Here is a 22,152-nt window from a genome sequence, read left to right on the forward strand (position 1 = left end):
AACCCCTGACTCCATCATATGACTCTATGGTATGACTCCATGATTCAGGCAATGCAAATGGTGTCAGTCACCATAAGCAGAATGCACAAAAAAAGCCGCTCTTATGTGTTCGCGGCGGCTCAGTCGTTATCACCGGGCATGACTGAATTATGGTTAATTGCCCGGTATCCCCTGGTGTTGTGCTGGTTCTGTCTGACCGCACAGATTAGTTATGCACTATATAGTGCCTATATGCAACCACTTTATTCTTGTTTGCAGCCGTTTACACTATCTGCCATCTCATACAAACTGACTGGCAGGTTTATGGCTGAGCCTTATCTGAAAAACCGGACCCGCTTCACCTCATCACTGGATAATCCCCTGGTGCCACGCTTCAGTGAGCTGGCACGGGTTACCCGCATTCCCAAAAGTCGTCTGCTGGATGAGGCGATTACGGACCTGCTCATCAAACACGGAATGACCGTCCCCGACGACAATAAACAAACTGAAACAGACTGACTTCTTCCTCAGTAATACCGCCACAATCATTTCTGCTCCCGTCGTCAGAATACGCTGACGACGGGTGTTTTATCTTTTTAAAACCGGCTGATACCGGTTAATCAGGCTCCACTTTTTATTCCTGCTGAAGTTAATTCCAGCCTTTTCCTTCCCCTGTTTCATTATTATCCTGACGGAGTGAATATAATGAACCCGCAACTCATGCATAAACTGAATGTCATCGCAGATGGCTTTTCATTATTCCTGCTATGGCTGCAAAACAACCCATTCATTCTTTCCCTTCTTGCCGGACTGACACTGCCGTTTATCTTTCATCTGCCACGAGAGGAAAGACAGAATGCCCCCTTCTGGCTTAAATTAACGGCAAGTCTGTCCATCTTTGTGTTTATCTTTGGTACACTGTCTCCACTCACATTGCAGGGACTGAGTTATTTTTTCAGCATACTGGATAACACGGTTATTTTTGATATACCGCTCTGGATACTGACCATACTATTTACGGCTGCGGGATTATGTTTTCACATCACCGCCCGCCGTATGGTTGCCGGAGAAATTGATACGCTGAAACACCGTCTGATAAAAAAGAGTAAACTGGAAAGAAATACCCGTACGGATGTGCGTGACGTAAGGGACATGTTGCCTGACAGCGTGGAATATGATCCGCTGGAATACATTGACCTCAGCCGTGGCGTGTTTATCGGTCTGGATAATGACGACCAGCCGCAATATATCTCCGTCAGGGAATTTCAGTCCCAGCACGCTGATATTATCGGCACCACTGGCTCCGGCAAAGGCATTGGAGCAACGATACTGTTGTATCAGGCCATTCTGCTAAATGAAGCCGTTTTTGTCGAAGATCCGAAAAATGATGAATGGGCACCACACGTATTAAGAAAAGCCTGCGAACAGGCCGGAAAGCCATTTTATATTGTTGACCTGAATAACCTCAGTTTTCAGCTCGACCTGCTGGCAGACATTTCACATGAACAGCTTGAAGAACTGTTCAATGCCGGATTCAGCCTGTCCAAAAAAGGCGAAGGAGCAGACTTCTACCGCATCGCTGACCGCCGGGCAGCCAGAAAAACCTCTGCCATTTATGAATCAGGAATGACACTTCGTGAGTTGTTTGACAGCGATTTTGTCAAATCCCTTCAGGAAACCACCCCCGCCTTTTACGGCGAACTGGAGGAAATTGCGCTGGTGAATGCCATCAATGCCCGCAATGGCCTCTCACTGAAGCGGATTTTCGATGAAGGCGGATGCTGCTACATCATCGGCTCCATGCGCAACCAGAAAATCATCTCCGCCCAGCGGATGATTTTAACCCGTCTCATCCAGATCGCCGAAACCCGTGACCGGATTGGCAGTAAACCGCGCCCGGTGGCAATACTGCTTGATGAACTCAAGTATCACCTTTCACGCCCGGCGCTGGAGGGGCTCGGGGCCGCCAGGGATAAACAGGTTCATATCATTATGGCGCATCAGTCCATCAAGGATTTATATGACTGCCCGGCTGACCTGGAAGGTGACGCCGTGGCCGGTTCAGTGATTGAAAACTGCAAGTTCATGCTGGTGTATTGTCTGCGTGACCCGGACACCGCTGAATGGGTGGCGCGAATGACCGGCTCCATTCTCGTCGATGACGAAATGCGCAAGGTCAGAACCGATATGTCACTGACTGAGACAGTGGAAACGGACCGGATGATCCGCCAGGCAGAACGTTACTTCATTGATAGTAATATGCTGCTGAACCTGCCGCCATTTGTGGGTTTTGTGTTCACACAAAACCAGCTCGCAAGAGCGACAAAGATGGCGCATATCCGTGTGCAAAAACAGTATCTCCGCCTGATGAATTTTGACACGCCACTCTCAGTCCAGCCCGAAAATGAGGATTCAGCCCCTTCAGCCAGCCTGTAAGCCAGACTTTATGGAGACGATATGCTGATACACAATCCATCCGAAAGAAAAAAGATCGCAGATGCCAGAATGCTGACGTTACTGAACTTTCTGAAAGACGAAACCTGGTCGGATTTCAGCACGTTGAGAAGAAAACTGGGATTCAGCGATTCTGCTCACAGCCCACTGTACAAATTACTTAACAAGGCAATTCAGGACGGACTCATCATCAAACATGTCATCCCTGAGACAACGAGAAAAACCGCACTATGGGGGATCACCATGCAGGGATTATCCCGAGTGGTGACACAGGATGACCCGGTATTCCCGGCATACTTTGAACCCAGTAAGCTCAGCTACCAGACGCTGCACCATCATCTCTTTAATCAACGGATACGTCTCGCGCTTGAGGATAAAGGTGGCAACAACTGGTGCAACGGTGACCGTAAAGCGTTTGCGGTACGTTTTCCCGGTGTCAGACATCGTCCCGATGGTGTCATCACACTCAGCAACGGAGCCATCGTCGCCGTGGAGGCTGAACGAACCCTGAAAACCCGCGCCCGTTATATCAACATCATCAGCAGCCATCTGTCCGCTATCGATGCGGGATACTGGCATTACGCCGTATACGCGACCCCGAACGAAACAACCAGGGAATCACTGAAGAGGCTGTTTGACGGTATCAGAACAGTAGAACGAAAGAACATCCCTGTACCATTTTCAGGACGGAACCGGGAACGTTTTTTGCTGCGAACTGTTGACGAACTGGAACGCAGTACACCAGAAAATAGCTAACCCCCGCCTTCATGTCCTCGTGCCCGCCAACTTCCTCCCCTGCGCTCTGCTGATTTCCTGCCTGCGAAGTCTGGCCTGGCAGCGCGTGGGGCATTGTCCCCCCCCTCTCCCTGATCAGTTCCCGGCTATACCGCAGTGTGTTTTTTTTAAGTCCGTGCCGTCGCCTCCATGCGCTCCGCGCATAAAACCAACAGAGTATAGTATCCTTTACGCAATCACAGGGGATTCTCATTGCCGTTTTCGTATTACGGTCTTATTCATACCAATTGAACATGTGATCAATTAAGATAATGCAGTGTAATATAAGCTGTAACCACTTCAGAACACAGTACAATTCGTGGTGCGATGCAATCTCACCATACATAAAGAGCACGAAAATCAGGAACCTCTGGTATCTGTGGCAGGCACTGACCTTCGAACCGTTCAGTGTTATGATTTGCCACTAAATTATCACCGCCCCTTGATGAGCCAGATAACAGGAAATTTGACCATGACAAGTACTCAGCAACGTGCCGCTCTACAACGCCAGATCTGGCAAATCGCCAATGAGGTGCGGGGAGCTGTGGATGGATGGGATTTTAAACAATACGTTCTGGGTTCCCTGTTTTACCGCTTTATCAGCGAAAACTTTGCCAGTTACATTGAAGCTGGCGATGACGATGTAAAATATGCAACGCTTCCCGATACGGTCATTACATCTGAACTCAGAGATGATGCGATCAGAACTAAAGGTTACTTCATTTACCCGAACGATCTGTTTGTAAATGTTGTGAATAATGCCGAAGAAAACGAGAACCTGAACACTGATTTAGCAGATATATTCGCCGCAATTGAAGCATCGGCCAGTGGATATCCTTCAGAGCAGGATATCAAGGGACTGTTTGCTGATTTTGATACAACCAGTAATCGCCTTGGTAATACGGTTAAGGAAAAAAATGCACGTTTAACCGCCGTACTAAAAGGCGTGGCAGCGCTTGACCTTGGCGATTTTGAAGGCAACCATATAGACCTGTTTGGTGATGCCTATGAATTTCTTATCTCCAACTATGCCGCCAATGCCGGTAAATCAGGTGGTGAGTTTTTCACTCCACAGTACGTGTCAAAACTGATTGCGCAACTGGCGATGCATAACCAGACCAGTGTCAATAAAATATATGATCCGGCCTGTGGTTCCGGCTCCTTGTTGTTGCAGGCCAAAAAGCATTTTGACGCCCATATCATCGAAGACGGTTTTTTTGGGCAGGAGATCAACCATACCACCTATAACCTTGCTCGTATGAACATGTTTTTACATAACATTAACTACGACAAGTTCAATATCCAGTTGGGTAATACCCTCACTGAGCCATATTTTATTGATGACAAACCCTTCGACGCTATCGTATCTAATCCACCTTATTCGGTGAAATGGAAAGGTTCAGATGATCCCACATTGATTAACGATGACCGTTTTGCTCCGGCAGGCGTTTTAGCACCGAAGTCCAAAGCCGATTTTGCTTTTGTGCTGCATGCGCTGAGTTATCTCTCAGGAAAGGGTCGCGCGGCTATCGTCTGTTTTCCAGGAATTTTTTACAGGAGTGGAGCAGAACAGAAGATTCGCCAGTATCTGGTAAAAAACAACTTTGTTGAAACTGTAATTTCACTGGCCCCGAATCTGTTTTATGGCACCACTATTGCTGTCAATATTCTGGTGCTCTCAAAACATAAAACCGATACCAGCATTCAGTTCATTGACGCCAGCGGATTGTTTAAAAAAGAAACCAATAACAACATTCTGACCGACAGGCATATTAAAGACATCATGCAAGTATTCGACAACAAAGCTGATGTTGAACACTTTGCGAAAAATGTTCCATTCGAACACATTGAAACCAATGACTACAACCTGTCTGTCAGCAGTTATATTGAAGCGAAAGATACCCGTGAAATTGTCAATATCGCTGAACTAAATGCTGAGCTTAAAATTACTGTCAGAAAAATTGACCAGTTGCGCAAAGATATTGATGCAATTGTCGCAGAAATTGAAGGAAATGAGGTTCAGTTATGAGTGTGGCAGGTTATCTGGAAAAGCTGTTGAATGGGGCTGAGATTGAATGGATGGCTCTTGAAAATGTTGTTGAGCTTAAACGAGGTAGAAGACTGGTCAAAAGCCAGCTTGAATCAGAGGGGAAGTTCGCTGTTTATCAAAACAGTATGACACCTTTGGGTTATTACCATCAGAGTAACACAAACCCTGATACGACTTTTATAATTTGCGCTGGTGCCGCAGGAGAAATTGGTTACAGTTCTAGTCCATTTTGGGCTGCTGATGACGTCTACTATGTCGCTTCAGTTGATCTATTAAACAATAAATTTTTATATCATTACTTACTATCACAAAAAAACAAAATTTTATCTCAGGTCCGTAGAGCCAGTATTCCACGCTTATCGAAAACAGCGCTGGATAAATTATATGTTCCTGTACCCTGCCCGAATAACTCAGAAAAATCCTTTGCCATCCAGTCTGAAATCGTACGTATTCTGGACGCATTTACCGCCCTTACAGCAGAGCTTACAGCAGAGCTTAATGCACGCCAAAAACAATACAACTATTATCGTGATTTATTGTTGACTTTTGACGGGCAGTCGGGCAGTCGGGCAGTCGGGCAGGTAGAGGTTAAATGGAAAATGCTGAGAGAAATAGGCGAATTTATCCGTGGAAAACGTTTTACCAAAGCGGACTATGCTGATAACGGCGTAAGTGTTATACATTATGGTGACATTTACACTAAATATGGTATTTCAACCACCCAAGCCCTCAACCGAGTCAGGGCTGATATGGCATCCTCACTACGTTATGCCCAACCTGGGGACATTATAATAACCGATGTGGGAGAAACAGTTGAAGATGTTGGTAAAGCTGTTGCGTGGCTTGGGAACAACAAAGTTGCGATCCACGATCACTGCTATGCATTCCGCCACACAATGAATCCAAAGTTTGTCTCTTATTACATGCAGACAACCTCATTCATTGCAGAGAAAGCAAAATATATAGCCCGAACCAAAGTCAAAACACTCTTGGTTAATAATTATTCAAAAATAGCCATCCCCGTCCCACCAGTCGAAGAACAAGACCGAATTGTCACTATACTGGACAAGTTCGATGCTCTGACGAACTCGATTACAGTAGGCTTACCACGCGAAATTGAGCTTCGGCAAAAACAGTATGAGTACTATCGCGATATGCTCCTGAGTTTCCCACAACCAGAGCAAGACGTAACCACTGGAGCATAAAATGGCAAGGACACTGGAAGATATCGCTCAGCAACTTAGTACGCCAGGAATAGTAAGAAAAACGGTTCCTGAGAGAACACGTGTGATTGAAGAAAACAGACCAGTACCAAAGGTACAACTTATCTATGCCTTTAACGGTACGGGGAAAACACGCCTGTCACGTGTTTTTAAGCAACTGATCGCACCCAAAAACGGTCATGATGGTGAGGACGAATTATTATCACGAAACAAAATTCTCTATTTCAGCGCATTTACTGAAGACCTTTTTTACTGGGATAACGACCTGGCCGGTGATGCTGAACCGAAACTAAAAATCCAGCCCAATTCATTTACAAACTGGTTACTGACATTTCTCAAAGACCAGGGACTTGATGGCAATATTGTAAGGCACTTCCAGCACTATGCAGGAGATAAGCTGACACCTCATTTCAGTCTGGACTTCAGTGAAGTCACTTTTTCTCTTGAGCGTGGAGATGATGAGCATTCAGGTAACCTGAAAATATCTCGTGGCGAAGAAAGTAACTTTATCTGGAGTATTTTTTACACATTACTGGATCTGGTCGTGACGGTTCTCAATACCGCAGATCCCGAAGAACGTGATGACCGCCAGTTTGATGGACTGGAATACATATTTATTGATGATCCCGTCAGTTCTCTGGATGAGAATCATTTGATTGAACTGGCTGTCAGTCTGGCCGGATTAATCAAGTCCAGTCAGTCCGCACTGAAATTTATCATTACCACCCACAGCCCGTTGTTCTATAATGTGCTCTACAATGAACTGAACAGCAAAACCTGTTATCTCCTTGAACGATTCGACGATGGTACCTTTTCCCTGACCGAAAAGAATGGAGACTCCAATAAAAGTTTTTCCTATCACCTGCACCTTAAAGACATTATTGAGCAGGCCATTGCCAGCAATCAGATCCAGAAATATCATTTTACCCTGTTACGTAATCTTTACGAGAAAACTGCAAGTTTTCTGGGGTATCCAAAATGGTCAGAGCTCCTTCCTGACGATAAGCAGGCATATTTAAACCGAATTATTCAGTTTACCAGTCATTCAACGCTGTCAAATGAAGCTGTTAACGTACCCAGCGAACCAGAAAAGAGAACCGTCGCACTGTTACTGAATCATCTGATCACGCATTACAGTTTCTGGCAACAGGAAGAACAGAATGGTTGATTATACAAACCCCATCGCAGAATCGAACCGCTTCATCGTACTCGACAGATACACAAGCGACTGGCAGCCTTCTGAACGCTACCAGAGCGAAAATGACCTTGAGAACGAATTTATTCAGGATTTAAAAGACCAGGGCTATGAATACCTGCCGGAGCTGAATAACCCACAGGCTTTGCTGGTCAATGTGCGTAATCAGTTACAGACCCTTAACAACATCACTTTTACAGACAGCGAATGGAAACGATTTGTTGACACCTGGCTGGATAAGGCTGGTGACAACATTACCGATAAAACCCGCAAGATTCACGATGACTGGATACATGATTTTGTCTTTGATGATGGCCGCATACAGAATATCTATCTGCTGGATAAGAAAAATATTATCCGCAATAAAGTACAGGTGATCAGGCAGTTCGAACAGACCGGAAACCATGCCAACCGTTATGATGTCACTATCCTGGTAAACGGGCTGCCATTAGTGCAGGTTGAACTGAAAAAACGCGGTGTGGCGATCCGGGAAGCCTTTAACCAGGTGCATCGCTACAGCAAAGAAAGTTTCAACAGTGAGCATTCCCTGTTCCGGTACCTGCAACTTTTTGTTATTTCCAATGGCACCGACACCCGTTATTTCGCTAACACAACGCGGCGCAATAAAAACAGTTTTGATTTCACCATGAACTGGGCGAAATCCGATAATGGGCTGATCAAAGATCTGAAAGACTTTACGGCAACCTTCTTCCAGAAGCATACCCTGCTAAGCGTACTGCTTCGGTATTCAGTATTCGATGTCAGTGACACTCTTCTGGTGATGCGTCCGTATCAGATTGCCGCTACCGAGCGCATTCTCTGGAAGATCAACTGTTCGTATGAGGCGAAAAACTGGAGCACCCCCGAAAGTGGCGGTTTTATCTGGCATACCACCGGCTCAGGCAAGACCCTGACCAGTTTTAAAGCAGCACGCCTTGCAACCGCGTTGCCGTTTATTGACAAGGTCTTTTTTGTTGTGGACAGAAAAGACCTCGACTACCAGACCATGAAGGAATACCAGCGTTTCTCCCCCGACAGCGTAAACGGCTCTGAAAGCACTGCCGGGCTCCGTCGGAATCTGGACAAGGATGACAATAAAATTATTGTCACCACGATCCAGAAACTGAACAATCTAATAAAAAACGACAATGACCTGCCGGTCTATCACCAGCAGGTGGTCTTTATTTTTGATGAATGCCACCGCAGCCAGTTTGGTGAAGCGCAAAAAAACCTGAAGAAAAAGTTTAAAAAATTCTATCAGTTTGGCTTTACAGGCACCCCCATCTTCGCACAGAACGCAAGCGGAGCAGAAACTACGGCCAGCGTGTTCGGACGTGAACTGCATTCCTATGTCATTACCGACGCCATCCGCGATGAAAAAGTACTCAAGTTCAGGGTGGATTACAATGACGTTCGCCCCCGCTTTAAAGCCATTGAAACGGAACAAAATGAGAACGTGCTTAACGCAGCAGAAAACCGGGAAGCCCTTCTTCACCCGGAGCGTATCCGGGAAATCTCACAATATATTCTGAACAGCTTCCGGCAAAAGACTCATCGACTTCAGGCTGGTGGCGAAGGTTTTAACGCCATGTTTGCAGTCAGCAGCGTGGAAGCCGCACGACTCTATTACGATACACTGAATAAATTACAGACTGACAGCGACAGACCGCTAAAAATCGCAACCATATTTTCCTTTGCAGCAAATGAAGAGCAGGACGCCGTAGGTGACATCCCGGATGAGAGTTTTGATGTCTCGTCCATGAATCACAGCGCCAAAGAGTTTTTAAATGCGGCGATTGCCCGTTACAACGCATTCTTTCAGACAAACTTCAGCGTGGAGGGTAACGGTTTTCAGAACTACTATCGTGACCTGGCAAAACGGGTTAAAGCTGGCGAAATTGATTTACTGATTGTGGTGGGAATGTTCCTTACAGGGTTTGATGCTCCCACGCTCAACACCCTGTATGTTGATAAAAACCTGCGCTACCACGGACTAATCCAGGCTTACTCGCGTACCAACCGTATTTATAACGCCACCAAAACATTCGGTAATATTGTTACGTTCCGGGATCTGGAACAAGCGACAGTTGACGCTATTACCCTGTTCGGGGATAAAAATACGAAAAATGTGGTTCTGGAAAAGAGTTACAGAGAGTACATGGAGGGCTTTACTGATGAAGAGACCGGGGAGGTAAGACGCGGTTTTATGGACGTTGTGACTGAACTGGAACAACGTTTTCCATCTCCTGATAGTATTGTCTCTGAAAAAGACAAAAAAGCGTTCGTGAAGTTATTTGGTGAATACCTGCGTGTGGAGAACATACTGCAAAACTACGATGAGTTTGCCGGGCTTAAAGCCCTTCAGAACGTGGATCTGAATGATCCTGTCGCAGTTGAAGTTTTCAAAGAGCGCTACTATCTCAACGATGCAGATCTGGCTGAACTGCAAAGTATCAGACTCATTCCCGAGCGGAAAATCCAGGATTACCGTTCAACTTATAACGATATCCGCGACTGGCTGCGCCGTGAAAGAAAGTCTGATGAAAAAGACAAATCCACTATTGACTGGAGTGATGTCGTATTTGAAGTCGATCTGCTTAAGTCTCAGGAAATTAATCTGGATTACATTCTCGAACTCATTTTTGAGCATAACAAAAAAAATAACGGTAAGGCAGAACTGATTGATGAGGTACGCAGGCTTATTCGCGCCAGTCTCGGCAACCGGGCCAAAGAAAGCCTGATCGTAGATTTTATAAACAAGACGGACCTTGACAAAATCAGCGATAAAACAGGCGTTATCGAGGCATTTTTTGAATTTGCACAGGTTGAGCAGCAGCGTGAAGCCCTTGAACTGATTCGTGACGAGAGTCTGAACGAGTCCGAGGCAAAACGTTATATAATAACATCACTAAAACGGGAATATGCCAGCAACAACGGGACAGAACTGAATGCCATTTTGCCCAGAATGAGTCCTTTGAACCCACAATACCTGACCAAAAAACAGAATGTTTTTCAGAAAATTGCTGCATTTGTTGAAAAGTTTAAAGGTGTTGGCGGACATATATAATTCTTAAATCTCACCGATGCTTCCATCCATTTTGCGCATAAAATGGACGGAAGCAGCATTTTCCTTGCGGCATCTGGCGCATCAAATCTGATGCGCCAGATGCCGGAGTTTTACTGCGGTAACTTATATGCCTGGCGGGCTAACAGTTTCCACGCCCCCGCACTGTCTTTTTTCATAACCAGCATCACACCAATTTTCACTTCACCCGGCTTACCGCTGTCGTTAGTTTTTGCCTCCAGAATATGGCGGACAATCGCAACATCCCCATCAACCTGAACAGTCTGATCGCTCAGGTTCAGCGTCTGAAATCTTGATTTGCCCGTCACAATCGCGTCAACAAATTCAGCGTTATTTTCAATTCGCCCGCTTGAATGCCCATAGCTCAGGGAAGGCAGACCGACTTTTTCCAGACTGGCCTTTTCACCACTTAGCATGGCAAGACGCATATTTTCCACAGCATCAGTCACCGCGTTGACATCCGTACTTTGCGCCAGGCAGGTGCTGCTTAACAGTAATAATGCCGTGCAGAATAATTTTTTCATGTTTATCTCCTGTTTACGTATTCCAGATCCCTAATGCAGTGGTAGCAACATCATCCCACCGGGATACGGTTACTGCCCACCACCATAAAACAAAACATGAGATTATTAAAAATAAAACATCATTTCATGCATTGATATCACATACCGAAAAGATTATTTAAGAAATAAAACACGGGGAGTAAATGTCCCCGTGTCATCGTTTTTTAGCCGGAAGATCCCCTGCAACATTGCAGAGGACAGGAATTCAGAGCGCCATCAGATAACGATGGGCTTTTGATGCTGTACTGGCCGCCTGAAAAATGTAGCGTTTGTCATCGCGCAGTTTTTTCAGCCATGATGCAATGTAGCTTTCGTGCTGTACGTCGCCAGTGATACCCATATCAGCCATCAGAAACGCGCTTCCTAACTCCGCCACTAATTCTTCCGCCGCGTATCCTTCAGAACCAAAGCGACCTGTCATATCACGATTGAGGCGGGTTTTGTGACCGCTCCAGTGGACCAGCTCATGCAGACCCGTCGCATAAAAGTCTTCCGCTCTGCTGAACAAATGACGTTCCGGCAGAAAAATCTCATCCGTGGCGGGTCTGAAAAATGCCTGCTGACCGCGTTCAGTGATTTTTGCGCCGCTGCGTTTAAAAAGTTCTTCTGCCTGCGGTAACGGGGCAAAGATGTTCCCTGCTGGCTGTACAGGCTGCACGTCGCTGCCATCCAGGGGTAAACCGTCAATCTGTTGTGCGTTAAAAACGATGAAATGTCTGAGCATCGGAATGCGATCAATTTCGCCGTCATCCCGTTCTTTCTCCAGCGTTTTATAACAGATTGCCATTGTACCGCGTTCACCTTTGCGGACCTGAGCACCAATTGACTTAGCCTGGTTATATGTCATCCAGCGCGAATCCTGAAAACCCTGCTGCGCCGCACTGCTCCAGAGTAACATGATGTTAATGCCGCTGTAGGCTTCATATGTAGTGTAATTTGAGGGGATACCGGACACCAGACCGTTACGCTTCCACGGGCATTTCCACGGCTTAACACCGGATTCCAGCGCTTTAATGATGCTGTCGGTGACCGTCTGGTAAATATCAGTTTTGTTTTGTGAAAATTTCGTTTTTGAGGAGCCTGACAGGTCCAGCGGGGATACGCTGGTCGCCGCTGCGGTGTCAGAAGTGCTTGTTTGGGTATACTGGTTCATCGTCATGGGATTTTCTCCGTCAGTTGAGAGTTTTCGTCTTCGTATCGCCTGACGGTTCGCTAAACCGGAGTCGTTCTGGTTTGCAGGGGCGCGGAACGCGTGCCATTTACCCTTGCAAACTAGGTTGTGACGGGGAACGATGACCGGAAGCTGATACGAAAGAGAAAACACACGGGGAGAAAATAACGACGGGGCATACCCGGACTTAGCACTTCGACAATAGCAGTGGTGAAACCGCCTTTATATATGTGGTAAAAGCGGCCTGTTAAAAAGAAGAAAACAAATGGTATGGGCTATTAACATTGTGCAATATGGACCAGGCACGCCCTTTTTATACTGGCGGCCACTCACGGTATGTGCTGACCAGCGCCAGTATCCATACAATATCCTCGACCTCATCAATTTCATAAACCATGCGATAATGATGATGCGGATACAGTTCACGAGTCCCCATAATCTGCCCCGCAACCCCCATTTCTGGCTGAGTTGTCAGACTGCGGGCCGCCTCACTAAAATGTAAATCCAGATCAACAGCAGCAACCGGATTATTCGCGACAATATAATCCCATATATCAATACGATCCTGCTCTGCCTCGGGTGTCCATTTGACAATCACGATCCTGAATGTCCTTTAGCGTACTGAGCACGGCGCAGGGCAAACGCGGCCTCAATCTCATGATTTGTACGCCCACGGCCAGCCTGAACTGACTGACGAGCCACTTCAACTTTACGCTGGAGATACGCATCATGATCGCGAAGTTTTTTGCGCTGCTCAATATAACCCCGCATCAGTTCACGAATAACCTGAGCGGCAGGTCGATCCTCAGCCGCCGCCTCTGCCATAAACGAATCCCGCAGTTCAGGCTCCAGCTTCATAGTGAAAACTGCTTTCGTTGCCATATACCCCTCCTGTAAAAAGCTATACAAAGTATATACCAAAGCATTACCTCAGTGATCATGATTTCTTGTAAACGATTCGATCCCCTGATAAAAATTAAGGGAATCGAATCCGGGAGAATAAGAGAGGACATATACGACAGGGTTTTGATTTACAAGATAAAATAGGGGTCAGACTACGGGTCTTGACAACTATATGCCGACGTGTTTACTATTAAAAACAGTACAATAGAAAACTGAACGTTCCCGAGTCCGGGCACCACTTCTTCAGAGCCTGTTCGTTAAGAGATGAGATCCTTAACGGGCAAGACAGTAGTCCCCAGACGGCATGATGATGGTACTTGTGTTACCGCATCAGTTGAACACGGGACTTAAATCCAGAGGATGTTGTCACCATCCTCTGGATTTCTCACGTCCACAATTTACTTCACGAACGTATTTACCCTCAGATCTTCCCTGTGTCAATCTTTTGTAAAGCAAACATCCCTTTTTTTTCCATTTTTAATTTCATCAACTTAGATTTAACTTAAGATTAGTCTTATGCCGCATCCAGCTCCTCCAGCATGTCCCTGACCTTATCCAGGTCACTTTCAACATACTCCAGCGTGACCGCCGGTGTTGAATGACCCAGCAGGTCCTGTGCCATCTTCAGGTTACGATCCGGCAAACGCATTAGGTTAGTCGCGATGGTGTGTCGGAACCTGTGCGGACTGACTGTAAAACCGCATTCTCGTGAAAGCCGTCTGAAAAATGCACGCAACGGCGGATAATCCATGTTGCTACTGATTTCATTCTTCCGGCCATCAAAGCGAGAAAGATTAAACAACTGGTCCTGCATCTTCGCGCCACGCTCAAGGGAAAGGTTATAGAGCCTTTCAAGTCTGGGTCGTAGGTTTTCAGTAATCGGAACCCGGTGTTCCTTATGGTTCTTGGAACCCTCAGGCCGGAGATTAATCCATCGGTGCTCAAAATTTACATCCTCCAGGCGAATGTGCAGCAGCTGGTTCTGGCGCATTCCTGTTCTCCGCAATGCATCCAGTACCGTTAACCAGAACCATGCTGGCCGTAAGGCGCTTTTTCTTAACTCCATCATACCAGTCCGTTCATCCTCTTCCCTCGCCTGCATGTGCAGATAAATTTTATTCATCTGTACATCAGTCAGTGTTTTTTTGCGTTTGACATCGGGTCGGGTAATTACCCCGTTGAAAGGATTTTCCCTCATCGTTACAAGCCCATTAACGATGGCGTGATTAAATATAGCGCGCATATGAGTCACTTTATTATTCCATGTCGTTCTGCTCAGTCCTTCCTCATGGATAATTTTTCGGCGCCACGTTAAAACCAGCGTTTTATCAACCTGCTCAGGTGAAATACCTTCACCGCTAAAGGAAATGAATGATCTGACTACCTTCCTGTAGCTCCACTCCGTTGCCGGGCGTAAAGATTTACTGAAAAAATAATCATCCAGCACTTCTTCAAATGCATTGTTCATACTCACCTCGTATATTGTTATTCTGACTTAAGCAATAGTATTAATTTCTTCGTACAAGCCATACACTGTCCGGTGGACAGGTTCCTTTTCTGTAAATAATGTCAGCGCTCAGCATATATCCTGACATTTTGGTGTAACGACCGCTTTTGTCCGGCGTATCGTATTTATGGTAATGCCAGAGGCCTTTACCATTTCGTGAATAATGAACATTCAGAGCTTCAAAGCTTTTTTGCAACTCCGATTTATCCAGTAACTCATTTGTATTCAGCAATAAATATTTAAAAAAACACTCAGGTGAAACAATGAATACAAACTGAGCCAGAATATGTGCAAAACTCTCACCCTCATTGACACTAACCGTACCGTCAAGGATTGAGGATTTCAGCCAGTCCAGAAACTTATCTCCTGGAGTGCCAGATTCCATCCCGACCCGCGAAGGCTCTTCAGAAGAAGTAGTTTCAACCTTCGCCTCAACATCAGGAGCACCAGAGCCCGACATCTGGTCAAGCACGCTCAGAAACTCTGCTGTTGATACCGACTCATCCGTGACTGTTTCATCACCTGTTCGGTCATCGGATGCCTGCGTATCATGATTATCAAATGCCGAAAACAACGTAACCTGACCGGTAACATCCTTAGCAACATAATCACCTGTCTGGTTAGCATCGTAACCTATTGATGCAATGTTAATTGGCACTGGAACCGGTGACATATTTTTGTGACTGGACGTTTGATGCATATCGTCGTCTATTAAATTTGGGATATTGTTTGTCCCGGACTCGCCTTCCTCTTTCGCCCCTGTGGTGATCACATTATCGCTTTTAGGGGGACTTGCTGTGCCAGAAACTGTTCCTAATTTAAAAGAAACGCTGGCAAGTGCATCGCTGATGATGCTGTTGAGAATTCCAGACTGAGCTTTTTGTCCGCTGAGGTATAAAAATAGTGCGCCGGAAATCGCCGGCCACCGTTGAAGCCAGATAGCCGCAGCATCCGGGATGAGTTTACTGGCAATGAACATTCCGTTCATTGAACCCGTTATCCCCTGCCGGGGACGAACCCGCCAGTTTGCACCTGGTATTTCCATCCCCGGACACCAGGCTTTTCCGTTCTCCAGGCTCCCCTCAATCTGCGACAACCAGTCAAGATGATGAAAAAGACCAGCCCAGAACACTACACATATCCAGGCAGGCCCTTGCTCTGCCTGCTCCTCAGGCGTCGCTCCCGGAGGTAACATCATACCGCGAACCAGCCTCACGGCACTTGCGGCCACGGATAAACTGAGGTCAGTAAAGCCCCCTGGAGTGGAGAACGGCCCCGCCCAGGCTGCCGGTACTTCCTGAACGCGAGCGGCCATTTGCTCCAATGGTTTTAGCCAGAATTCATCAAAGGCAGACTGTGACAGGGGGCAATTTTCCCGCAACATCCGGACGAACTTCTGTCGCTCCGCCGTTTCCAGTAACAACTGACCAGACCGTACGTTCCGGAACCCTCCCGCTTGTACCAACTGCACGGATGGCCTTACTGTGTGTTCCGTTGTTCTGACTGCCAGCCCAAGGCCTGTTAACCATTTCAGTCCACACATAAGCCCACCATAATCTGACTCTGAATTAACGCTACGCTATGGAGACTGTTGTATTTTGCAAGCCAAAAGCCTTAGTTCCTGATTAAACAAAACGAACTTGCATTAATCCTTAAATGCTGATTCACAGTTTTCAGGTGAAGAGAATTCGTCAGCATGATTCCTTAAATGCCATCTGAAATTTAAGGGAAGCGACAGGAATGCAAAGATTAGTGGTCTCAGGAATTATATTCTGCTGGGGTCTTGTGAGTTACGGGCTCATCGCTTTAATTACGGGATATCAGGAAGGGATGGTGTATATCTGGGGACTTGTTTTGATATCCCCTTTTTCTCTACGGGCAGTAAACTGGATGCAGCGCAGACTCATCAACCAGCCCTGCATCCTGAGCCACCATAAGCACAGATCAAGGATATTCGTGCATCTGTCGCCAGGCCAGCCAACCGTCAGTATTTCATCCGAACGTGTAACCTGGTTCTGGAATGGAGTGCTAACCAGTATAGAGGAAGCCCTCAGTAGTAGAGAAAACACCATCGTGATTGCCTCCCATCTCCTGACCTCTTATCGAATTAAACGTATCAGAAGACATCTTCAGATTCAGGCCGGACATTACCGAAGCCATGTCATACATGTCCCCTTCACACCCGCTGCGCGTGCAGTTATGCAACTGGAAATTCTCCTTGCGCAGTGGTGCTGGCGTGTACCGTCCAGAACGTTATGGTCCGTTCTTGTCATACGAAAAACTTTCAATCCGAAAAAATAATTTTCCCTGTTTTGAATTTTTACCTGTGTCACACTGGCTACATCAATGTAGTCGATCTGAACGATCGATTTTCATCGTAATACAGAGGAGATAAACGCTGTATCACTATCACTGCACAAACAAGCCCCCCCCGGGGCCATATAAAAAAATAATGGCATATAACCGGTTCCGGAGCACCCGCATCCCATTCAAACCATTATAACAAACCACTGTTTCAGTATAAAATATTTTCTGGCCCCCTATAATGGCAGGCAGACAGCCAACAGATGGAAAGTAAGTGTCACATACAGAATGTATTGCCACACCATCTGGCATGTGTGGTTTTATCCCTTGTTAAGGGTTGCCGATTCTGTTACCTCGATATTCAGAAAATTATCTATTATTGAAGGGATTTTATCCGTGAATGCCAGTCGATGCTTGTTTGCCATGTCGTATATTCATCCTCCAAATCAAAAAGATTTACTCCTGACGGCAGGATATATATATCGGACACTTTCTGGTAAAAGGGCCACTCCATCACCAGCACGATTTGAATATCATCAGATGCAGCCACTTCTTTTGGGGTTAAAGTATGCGACGTAAGGAGGAAGTATGTCTGTGTTGACAACATTTTTCCACGGTTTAGTGAAAGTTGAAGAAGCTGACTATTTTCAATTAGTTCCAGCGAATTTTTTAAACCGACAAAATAGTCTGGATACATTCACCAGACCCTTATTGTTATTGGCCGCGCTCCACGCACTGTATCCGCTGGCTCGCTACAAGTCCTGGCCTTCCTCGATTTTCTGATCAGTGAACTGGCGTATATCGTAGAATCCCCCCTTACTCTACCGAAGCCACCAGCCGGTTGCGGCCTGCCCGTTTGGCCTGATACATCAGTTCGTCGGCCCTTTTCATCACCTCAGCCACCAGCTCACCATCGTGTGGCCAGCTGGCTACTCCCAGCGAAATAGTGATATGCCCCACCGTTTCAATTTGGGTCTGCTCCACCAGCACACGTAGTCGTTCCCCCACCAACGCGGCATCGGCAGTAGCGATATCCGGCAACAGCAGAGTGAACTCTTCACCGCCCTCCCGACAGGCTAAATCCACGTCCCGGCAACACAGTTGCATCAGTTGAGCTAGGGTTCGCAACGTGATGTTCCCCACGTCGTGGCCGAAGGTGTCGTTCACCTGTTTGAAATGGTCGATATCCATCGAAATCACCGCGAACGGCCGCCGCGTTTCCACCATCTGCACCAACGCTGCATCCATCGCTCTGCGGTTCAGCAGCCCGGTCAGCGGGTCAGTATACGCCTGGCTGCTCAGCCAGTTCATCTTCTCCCGTATTAGGTTAATACCGTTCAGTAACGCCTGCTTGATATGCGCCGCTTCGATATACCAAGAGCGCACCGCCTGTACCCGCTCCACGCTGTCAGTACTGTCGATAACCGCCGCACTGTCCGCCAGTTGACGCAGTGGCCGCACAATCTCATTCGCCAGCCACCACAGGATCAGCAGCCCGATCAGCCCCAACGGCAACGCCCCCATCAACATCTGTCGCATCAACCCGCCCAGCGCAGCCAGCGTCTTCTCCTTCGGTTGCTGGGCCACTACACCCCAGCCCGATGACGGCACCCTGGCATAGCCGGCCAGCATACGCACATCGTGCGAGTTCACCACCTCCATCGCACCGCGGTTGCCCTGCACCACCGCTTTCACCACTGCACTTCTTTCTTTATTGCCGATCCGCGAGGTATCGGAATGGGACAGCATCTGACCGTCCCGATCCACCACGTAGACCTGGGTATCGTCCTGGTGGAAATGATTGCTGACCAGCGCCGACAGCATGTTCTTTTTCTGCAGGTAGTTCGCCCCACTGATAAACCCCAGATAGGTTCCCCGGTTGTCGGTAATCGGCTGGGAAACATACACCAGCAGACTGTCGGAACTCAGTTTATAGACGTTGCTCACCGCAGGTTTACGCTCCTGCACCCCTTGCTGGCTATCAGGGGCGATCAGCACCTGCCCCACCAAATCGTGCTCCGGCGGGAAGGATGACAGTATCCGGCCTTCGGCATCGACCACACTGATGGTGTCAAAGTCAGAATCCTGTTGTTGAAGGCGCTTCGACTCATCGTCTAGCACCTTCTGGTTATGGAAATCGTTGCCCAGAATCGACGCGCCGTAAGCCAGTCGTTCCTGCGCTACGTTCAGATACTGTTCGATAGAGGAGGCCACCCGCTCGGCATACGCCTGATTCTGCTCCAGCGCATGGTCGATCAACACCTGCCGCTGCACGCGGTAAGCGGAGTAGAAACTGTTGCACAGTGTGATGAGAGTGATCAGCAGTGCAAATGACACTATCAACAACCGCAGATTGAGTGTCGGTAACCACTTATTATTCATAGATTATTATCCTGAATGCGCCGGAACAGACACCTTATTCCATTAGTGAACTACCTGTGATGGCTGCGATTTAGCGAAGCAGTAACCTTGCAACACATGACAGTTCAGCTCGCGTAACCGTTGCCACTGAGCATCGTTTTCTCTACCTTCGGCCACCATCGTCATCACCAGGTTGCGCCCGATGCCGATCGCCACCGCCACCGCCACCGCCACCCGAGTCTCAAACTGCTTCTCCGCCGCGTTTTTATCAATAAAACTGTTGTCGATTTTCACCCCGGTGACCGGAAGGTTGGTGAGGTTAGACAGACCGGGAAAACCGGGGGCGAAGTCGTCCACCGTCAGTCTCTTCCATCATGCGAATTTCGTACACTCGCTCAATCATTTCGTCCGGCGGTTCCATCATGGCGCTTTCGATAATCTCAACGGTCAGACCGTGCCCCGGCAGTTGGTTCTCCCACAGCACATCGGCAACCAAGTCCGCCAGGTTACTCTGGCGGAAAAATTGAACGGCGACATATTAGACGACTGGCAGGTCAACCGCACTCGTGAACAGCCCATTGTCATGGCGTGTCATGCTGCCCGGGGAATAATATCCGGGTTATTCTGTCAATACAGCTCTCGCTGTACGTTTACAAAAAGCGGCAACACCGTACTAAAGAAGCAGTTTCTGTACATATAAAAATTAATGACACATATCGGCTCCGGAATGCCTGCATCCCGTTAAAAGAGTTATAGCAAACCACCGTTCAGTATAAAACATTTTCTGGTTCCCTATTAAAAGGGAGGCATACGAACAGCCAGCAATAATGCAGACAGATGGAGATTAAACCGCAGTATCGGCTGGAGAATTACAGGAACTATCCCGCCCCTCATCATCCGACTCTACGCGAAAAAACGAACAACTACACGCCCCGGCAGGATGTTCGGGTAATTTTTCGCAAAATATGTTGCACTGTAACGAATGTCAAAACGTAGTGATCGACTCAGCACATCTTTCCGTATACCAGAAACTATATGAAAACCTGAAAAATTACAGCGTAGTATTAAAAACCCTTCATCTCAGAAGCGAATAGCGCAGAATGGACTGACACTGCGTTATATGGGTAGGCCGCAAGAATTGTTGATGAAATTAATCGCTGGGTAATATCTGAGAAAGTAAATCCAGGAGAATTAGTGTCCCTTGGACCGGTTAACCTGACTAATTCTTCTATCGCCGTAGAATTTAACCCCAATCCCGTAAGTTTTGAATTCAACAAATAGTGTCGTTATTCATCATTTGGCCGGGAAAATGTTAAAACTTCAGCAGCACGACGCTGGACAGCCGGATCGAGTGCTTTCAACCAGTTAGTACACATAAGAACTGCCGCTGGTAGTTTCTGATTGGCGATCCGGTCTATTCCGCGAATAAATAAAAGCGGTTACACCAGCACGATCCTCATGATGCATCTGAGCATTTTCCCGGGATTGAGCCAATGCATCAACTTCATCAATCAACAGCAAAACCGCACCACGAGCTTTTCCATTCATTTTTTTAATTTATCTGCGGCCTAAATGGTATAATCAAATGCAGCTGAGCCATTTCGCCAACTCTACCCTGCTCACGGGTAGCAAGGTTCAAAGGATACAACGTAATATCTATATCTTCCTGCCAGGCAACAGCATCACCAATGGTTTCCACCAGCTCCGTTTTACCTGAGCCCACATCCCCAGCCAATACAACTAAAGGCGGTCGTCTGAGTAGTGTATCAACAGTTGAGCATCTGGATGATATTTGTTTTCCCATTCCTGAATCCCATAAGGATTTACAAGTAAGCCTAATATTTTTGATAATCAATTTTTGTGCTCATCAAGACCAACTAAACGAGCCAGACGCTCCTGAGGCTCAAAGTCAGAGAAGTTAATGCGTCGCTCAAACAACGCATCAAGTGATGGTTTTACGTTCATACAAAATTCCTTACTCTAGTGCGAGTGAGGAAGTAACCACTGGCCGAATAAGTCTTATCGTTTTCGAGGTAGCCATTAATCCCCAGAAACTGGGTACTAACCCATTTAAACGGTAGATATTTCAAGGTATTATCTTTTTCTGATTGGGTAGTATTCAGATATTTCGAGCTATAAGTCATAAAACTATAGAATGATGCACCCGATACATCTTTTCCTGGACGGATTTTTCCGGGGTCGTCATCTGTACCTGAACCAAGCAAGTCACCTGCGGTATATCGAAGAGTCGGCTCGATCCTGTTATTATTTTCTGAAAACCGCAAGACACCTCTCCCAAATATTTCTGCTCCCGCTTTTCGCAGAAGCTGAGGGCATTCTGAAGAGCAATAATGCTGCAACTGACAAAGTCTTCAAAAACCTGATGTCGATGGTGATAACGAGAAGTCTGGTTAAAAGCGAAATAAACGCCTTTTCATGGTTTATAAGATTTTTCATGCATGTCTCCTTTAGCGGGAAACACACCCCTGACGGGAAACACTGTTTCCCGTCAGGGTGAAAAAAAGCCACAACAAGTGTTGTGGCCAGTATGTTGAACCGGTTAGCCCGGGTTATCCTGGTTTA

General features: G+C 46.9%; 17 protein-coding genes and 2 pseudogenes. 7 read left to right on the forward strand and 12 right to left on the reverse strand.

Annotation, left to right across the window (positions count from 1 at the left end):
• The first annotated feature begins 303 nt into the window (after positions 1–303).
• From GTGU_RS26895 to GTGU_RS10370, 7 genes are all read left to right on the forward strand, one after another.
• Positions 304–498, forward strand: coding sequence for a ribbon-helix-helix domain-containing protein (locus GTGU_RS26895; RefSeq protein WP_038156505.1), 195 nt, complete (start codon positions 304–306; stop codon positions 496–498).
• 186 nt (positions 499–684) lie between these two features.
• The gene (locus GTGU_RS10345; RefSeq protein WP_038156431.1) at positions 685–2,415 is read left to right on the forward strand and encodes a type IV secretory system conjugative DNA transfer family protein; all 1,731 of its coding nucleotides are present in this window, start codon (positions 685–687) and stop codon (positions 2,413–2,415) included.
• 21 nt (positions 2,416–2,436) lie between these two features.
• Positions 2,437–3,189 (forward strand): MobC family replication-relaxation protein, encoded by a 753-nt coding sequence (mobC, locus tag GTGU_RS10350; RefSeq protein ID WP_038156434.1) that lies wholly within the window; start codon positions 2,437–2,439, stop codon positions 3,187–3,189.
• Positions 3,190–3,679: 490 nt separating this feature from the next.
• Entirely contained in the window at positions 3,680–5,236 is a 1,557-nt protein-coding gene (locus GTGU_RS10355; RefSeq protein ID WP_038156437.1) for a type I restriction-modification system subunit M, read from the forward strand.
• A complete protein-coding gene (locus tag GTGU_RS10360; protein ID WP_038156439.1) occupies positions 5,233–6,462 on the forward strand; it encodes a restriction endonuclease subunit S in 1,230 nt (409 codons plus the stop codon). The genes GTGU_RS10355 and GTGU_RS10360 overlap by 4 nt, the downstream gene beginning before the upstream one ends.
• Before the next feature lies 1 nt (position 6,463).
• Positions 6,464–7,648, forward strand: a complete 1,185-nt coding sequence (locus tag GTGU_RS10365) for an ATP-binding protein (protein ID WP_038156442.1) — start codon at positions 6,464–6,466, stop codon at positions 7,646–7,648.
• Entirely contained in the window at positions 7,641–10,742 is a 3,102-nt protein-coding gene (locus GTGU_RS10370; protein WP_038156445.1) for a type I restriction endonuclease subunit R, read from the forward strand. Before GTGU_RS10365 ends, GTGU_RS10370 begins: the two co-directional genes overlap by 8 nt.
• A 110-nt stretch (positions 10,743–10,852) precedes the next feature.
• Here the strand turns inward: GTGU_RS10370 and GTGU_RS10375 are convergent, their stop codons facing one another.
• The 12 genes and pseudogenes from GTGU_RS10375 to GTGU_RS26105 form a co-directional block, all read right to left on the reverse strand.
• On the reverse strand, positions 10,853–11,284 hold the full coding sequence (locus tag GTGU_RS10375; RefSeq protein ID WP_038156447.1) for a nuclear transport factor 2 family protein: 432 nt from the start codon (positions 11,282–11,284) through the stop codon (positions 10,853–10,855).
• 244 nt (positions 11,285–11,528) lie between these two features.
• Positions 11,529–12,482, reverse strand: a complete 954-nt coding sequence (locus GTGU_RS10380; protein WP_038156449.1) for an ArdC family protein — start codon at positions 12,480–12,482, stop codon at positions 11,529–11,531.
• Between the two features lie 325 nt (positions 12,483–12,807).
• The gene (locus GTGU_RS10385; RefSeq protein WP_038156451.1) at positions 12,808–13,092 is read right to left on the reverse strand and encodes a type II toxin-antitoxin system RelE/ParE family toxin; all 285 of its coding nucleotides are present in this window, start codon (positions 13,090–13,092) and stop codon (positions 12,808–12,810) included.
• Positions 13,089–13,376, reverse strand: coding sequence for a hypothetical protein (locus GTGU_RS10390; RefSeq protein WP_038156454.1), 288 nt, complete (start codon positions 13,374–13,376; stop codon positions 13,089–13,091). The genes GTGU_RS10385 and GTGU_RS10390 overlap by 4 nt, the downstream gene beginning before the upstream one ends.
• Before the next feature lie 535 nt (positions 13,377–13,911).
• Entirely contained in the window at positions 13,912–14,865 is a 954-nt protein-coding gene (locus GTGU_RS10395) for a tyrosine-type recombinase/integrase (RefSeq protein ID WP_038156455.1), read from the reverse strand.
• A gap of 40 nt (positions 14,866–14,905) precedes the next feature.
• A complete protein-coding gene (locus tag GTGU_RS10400) occupies positions 14,906–16,447 on the reverse strand; it encodes a TraI domain-containing protein (protein ID WP_038156456.1) in 1,542 nt (513 codons plus the stop codon).
• Between the two features lie 1,137 nt (positions 16,448–17,584).
• The gene (locus GTGU_RS10405) at positions 17,585–17,905 is read right to left on the reverse strand and encodes a hypothetical protein (protein WP_038156458.1); all 321 of its coding nucleotides are present in this window, start codon (positions 17,903–17,905) and stop codon (positions 17,585–17,587) included.
• 119 nt (positions 17,906–18,024) lie between these two features.
• A complete protein-coding gene (locus tag GTGU_RS10410) occupies positions 18,025–19,590 on the reverse strand; it encodes a sensor domain-containing diguanylate cyclase (protein WP_038156461.1) in 1,566 nt (521 codons plus the stop codon).
• Positions 19,591–19,632: 42 nt separating this feature from the next.
• Positions 19,633–19,926, reverse strand: a complete 294-nt coding sequence (locus GTGU_RS10415; RefSeq protein WP_051857324.1) for an EAL domain-containing protein — start codon at positions 19,924–19,926, stop codon at positions 19,633–19,635.
• Positions 19,889–20,065 (reverse strand): hypothetical protein, encoded by a 177-nt coding sequence (locus GTGU_RS26100; protein WP_169741176.1) that lies wholly within the window; start codon positions 20,063–20,065, stop codon positions 19,889–19,891. The genes GTGU_RS10415 and GTGU_RS26100 overlap by 38 nt, the downstream gene beginning before the upstream one ends.
• Before the next feature lie 568 nt (positions 20,066–20,633).
• Positions 20,634–21,534: pseudogene (locus GTGU_RS26840) on the reverse strand (AAA family ATPase).
• Positions 21,531–21,871: pseudogene (locus GTGU_RS26105) on the reverse strand (HORMA-1 domain-containing protein); the annotation flags it as partial. The pseudogenes GTGU_RS26840 and GTGU_RS26105, both read right to left, overlap by 4 nt.
• Between the last annotated feature and the right edge of the window lie 281 nt (positions 21,872–22,152).

The sequence above is a fragment of the Trabulsiella guamensis ATCC 49490 genome, assembly GCF_000734965.1.
In the GTDB taxonomy this organism is placed as follows: domain Bacteria; phylum Pseudomonadota; class Gammaproteobacteria; order Enterobacterales; family Enterobacteriaceae; genus Trabulsiella; species Trabulsiella guamensis.

What these genes read in the sequence shown, in the direction of transcription:
- GTGU_RS26895 (WP_038156505.1), top strand. Translation starts at nt 304, where the DNA reads ATGGCTGAGCCTTATCTGAAAAACCGGACCCGCTTCACCTCATCACTG.
- GTGU_RS10345 (WP_038156431.1), top strand. Translation starts at nt 685, where the DNA reads ATGAACCCGCAACTCATGCATAAACTGAATGTCATCGCAGATGGCTTT.
- mobC (WP_038156434.1), top strand. Translation starts at nt 2,437, where the DNA reads ATGCTGATACACAATCCATCCGAAAGAAAAAAGATCGCAGATGCCAGA.
- GTGU_RS10355 (WP_038156437.1), top strand. Translation starts at nt 3,680, where the DNA reads ATGACAAGTACTCAGCAACGTGCCGCTCTACAACGCCAGATCTGGCAA.
- GTGU_RS10360 (WP_038156439.1), top strand. Translation starts at nt 5,233, where the DNA reads ATGAGTGTGGCAGGTTATCTGGAAAAGCTGTTGAATGGGGCTGAGATT.
- GTGU_RS10365 (WP_038156442.1), top strand. Translation starts at nt 6,464, where the DNA reads ATGGCAAGGACACTGGAAGATATCGCTCAGCAACTTAGTACGCCAGGA.
- GTGU_RS10370 (WP_038156445.1), top strand. Translation starts at nt 7,641, where the DNA reads ATGGTTGATTATACAAACCCCATCGCAGAATCGAACCGCTTCATCGTA.
- GTGU_RS10375 (WP_038156447.1), bottom strand. Translation starts at nt 11,284, where the DNA reads ATGAAAAAATTATTCTGCACGGCATTATTACTGTTAAGCAGCACCTGC.
- GTGU_RS10380 (WP_038156449.1), bottom strand. Translation starts at nt 12,482, where the DNA reads ATGACGATGAACCAGTATACCCAAACAAGCACTTCTGACACCGCAGCG.
- GTGU_RS10390 (WP_038156454.1), bottom strand. Translation starts at nt 13,376, where the DNA reads ATGGCAACGAAAGCAGTTTTCACTATGAAGCTGGAGCCTGAACTGCGG.
- GTGU_RS10395 (WP_038156455.1), bottom strand. Translation starts at nt 14,865, where the DNA reads ATGAACAATGCATTTGAAGAAGTGCTGGATGATTATTTTTTCAGTAAA.
- GTGU_RS10400 (WP_038156456.1), bottom strand. Translation starts at nt 16,447, where the DNA reads ATGTGTGGACTGAAATGGTTAACAGGCCTTGGGCTGGCAGTCAGAACA.
- GTGU_RS10405 (WP_038156458.1), bottom strand. Translation starts at nt 17,905, where the DNA reads ATGTATCCAGACTATTTTGTCGGTTTAAAAAATTCGCTGGAACTAATT.
- GTGU_RS10410 (WP_038156461.1), bottom strand. Translation starts at nt 19,590, where the DNA reads ATGAATAATAAGTGGTTACCGACACTCAATCTGCGGTTGTTGATAGTG.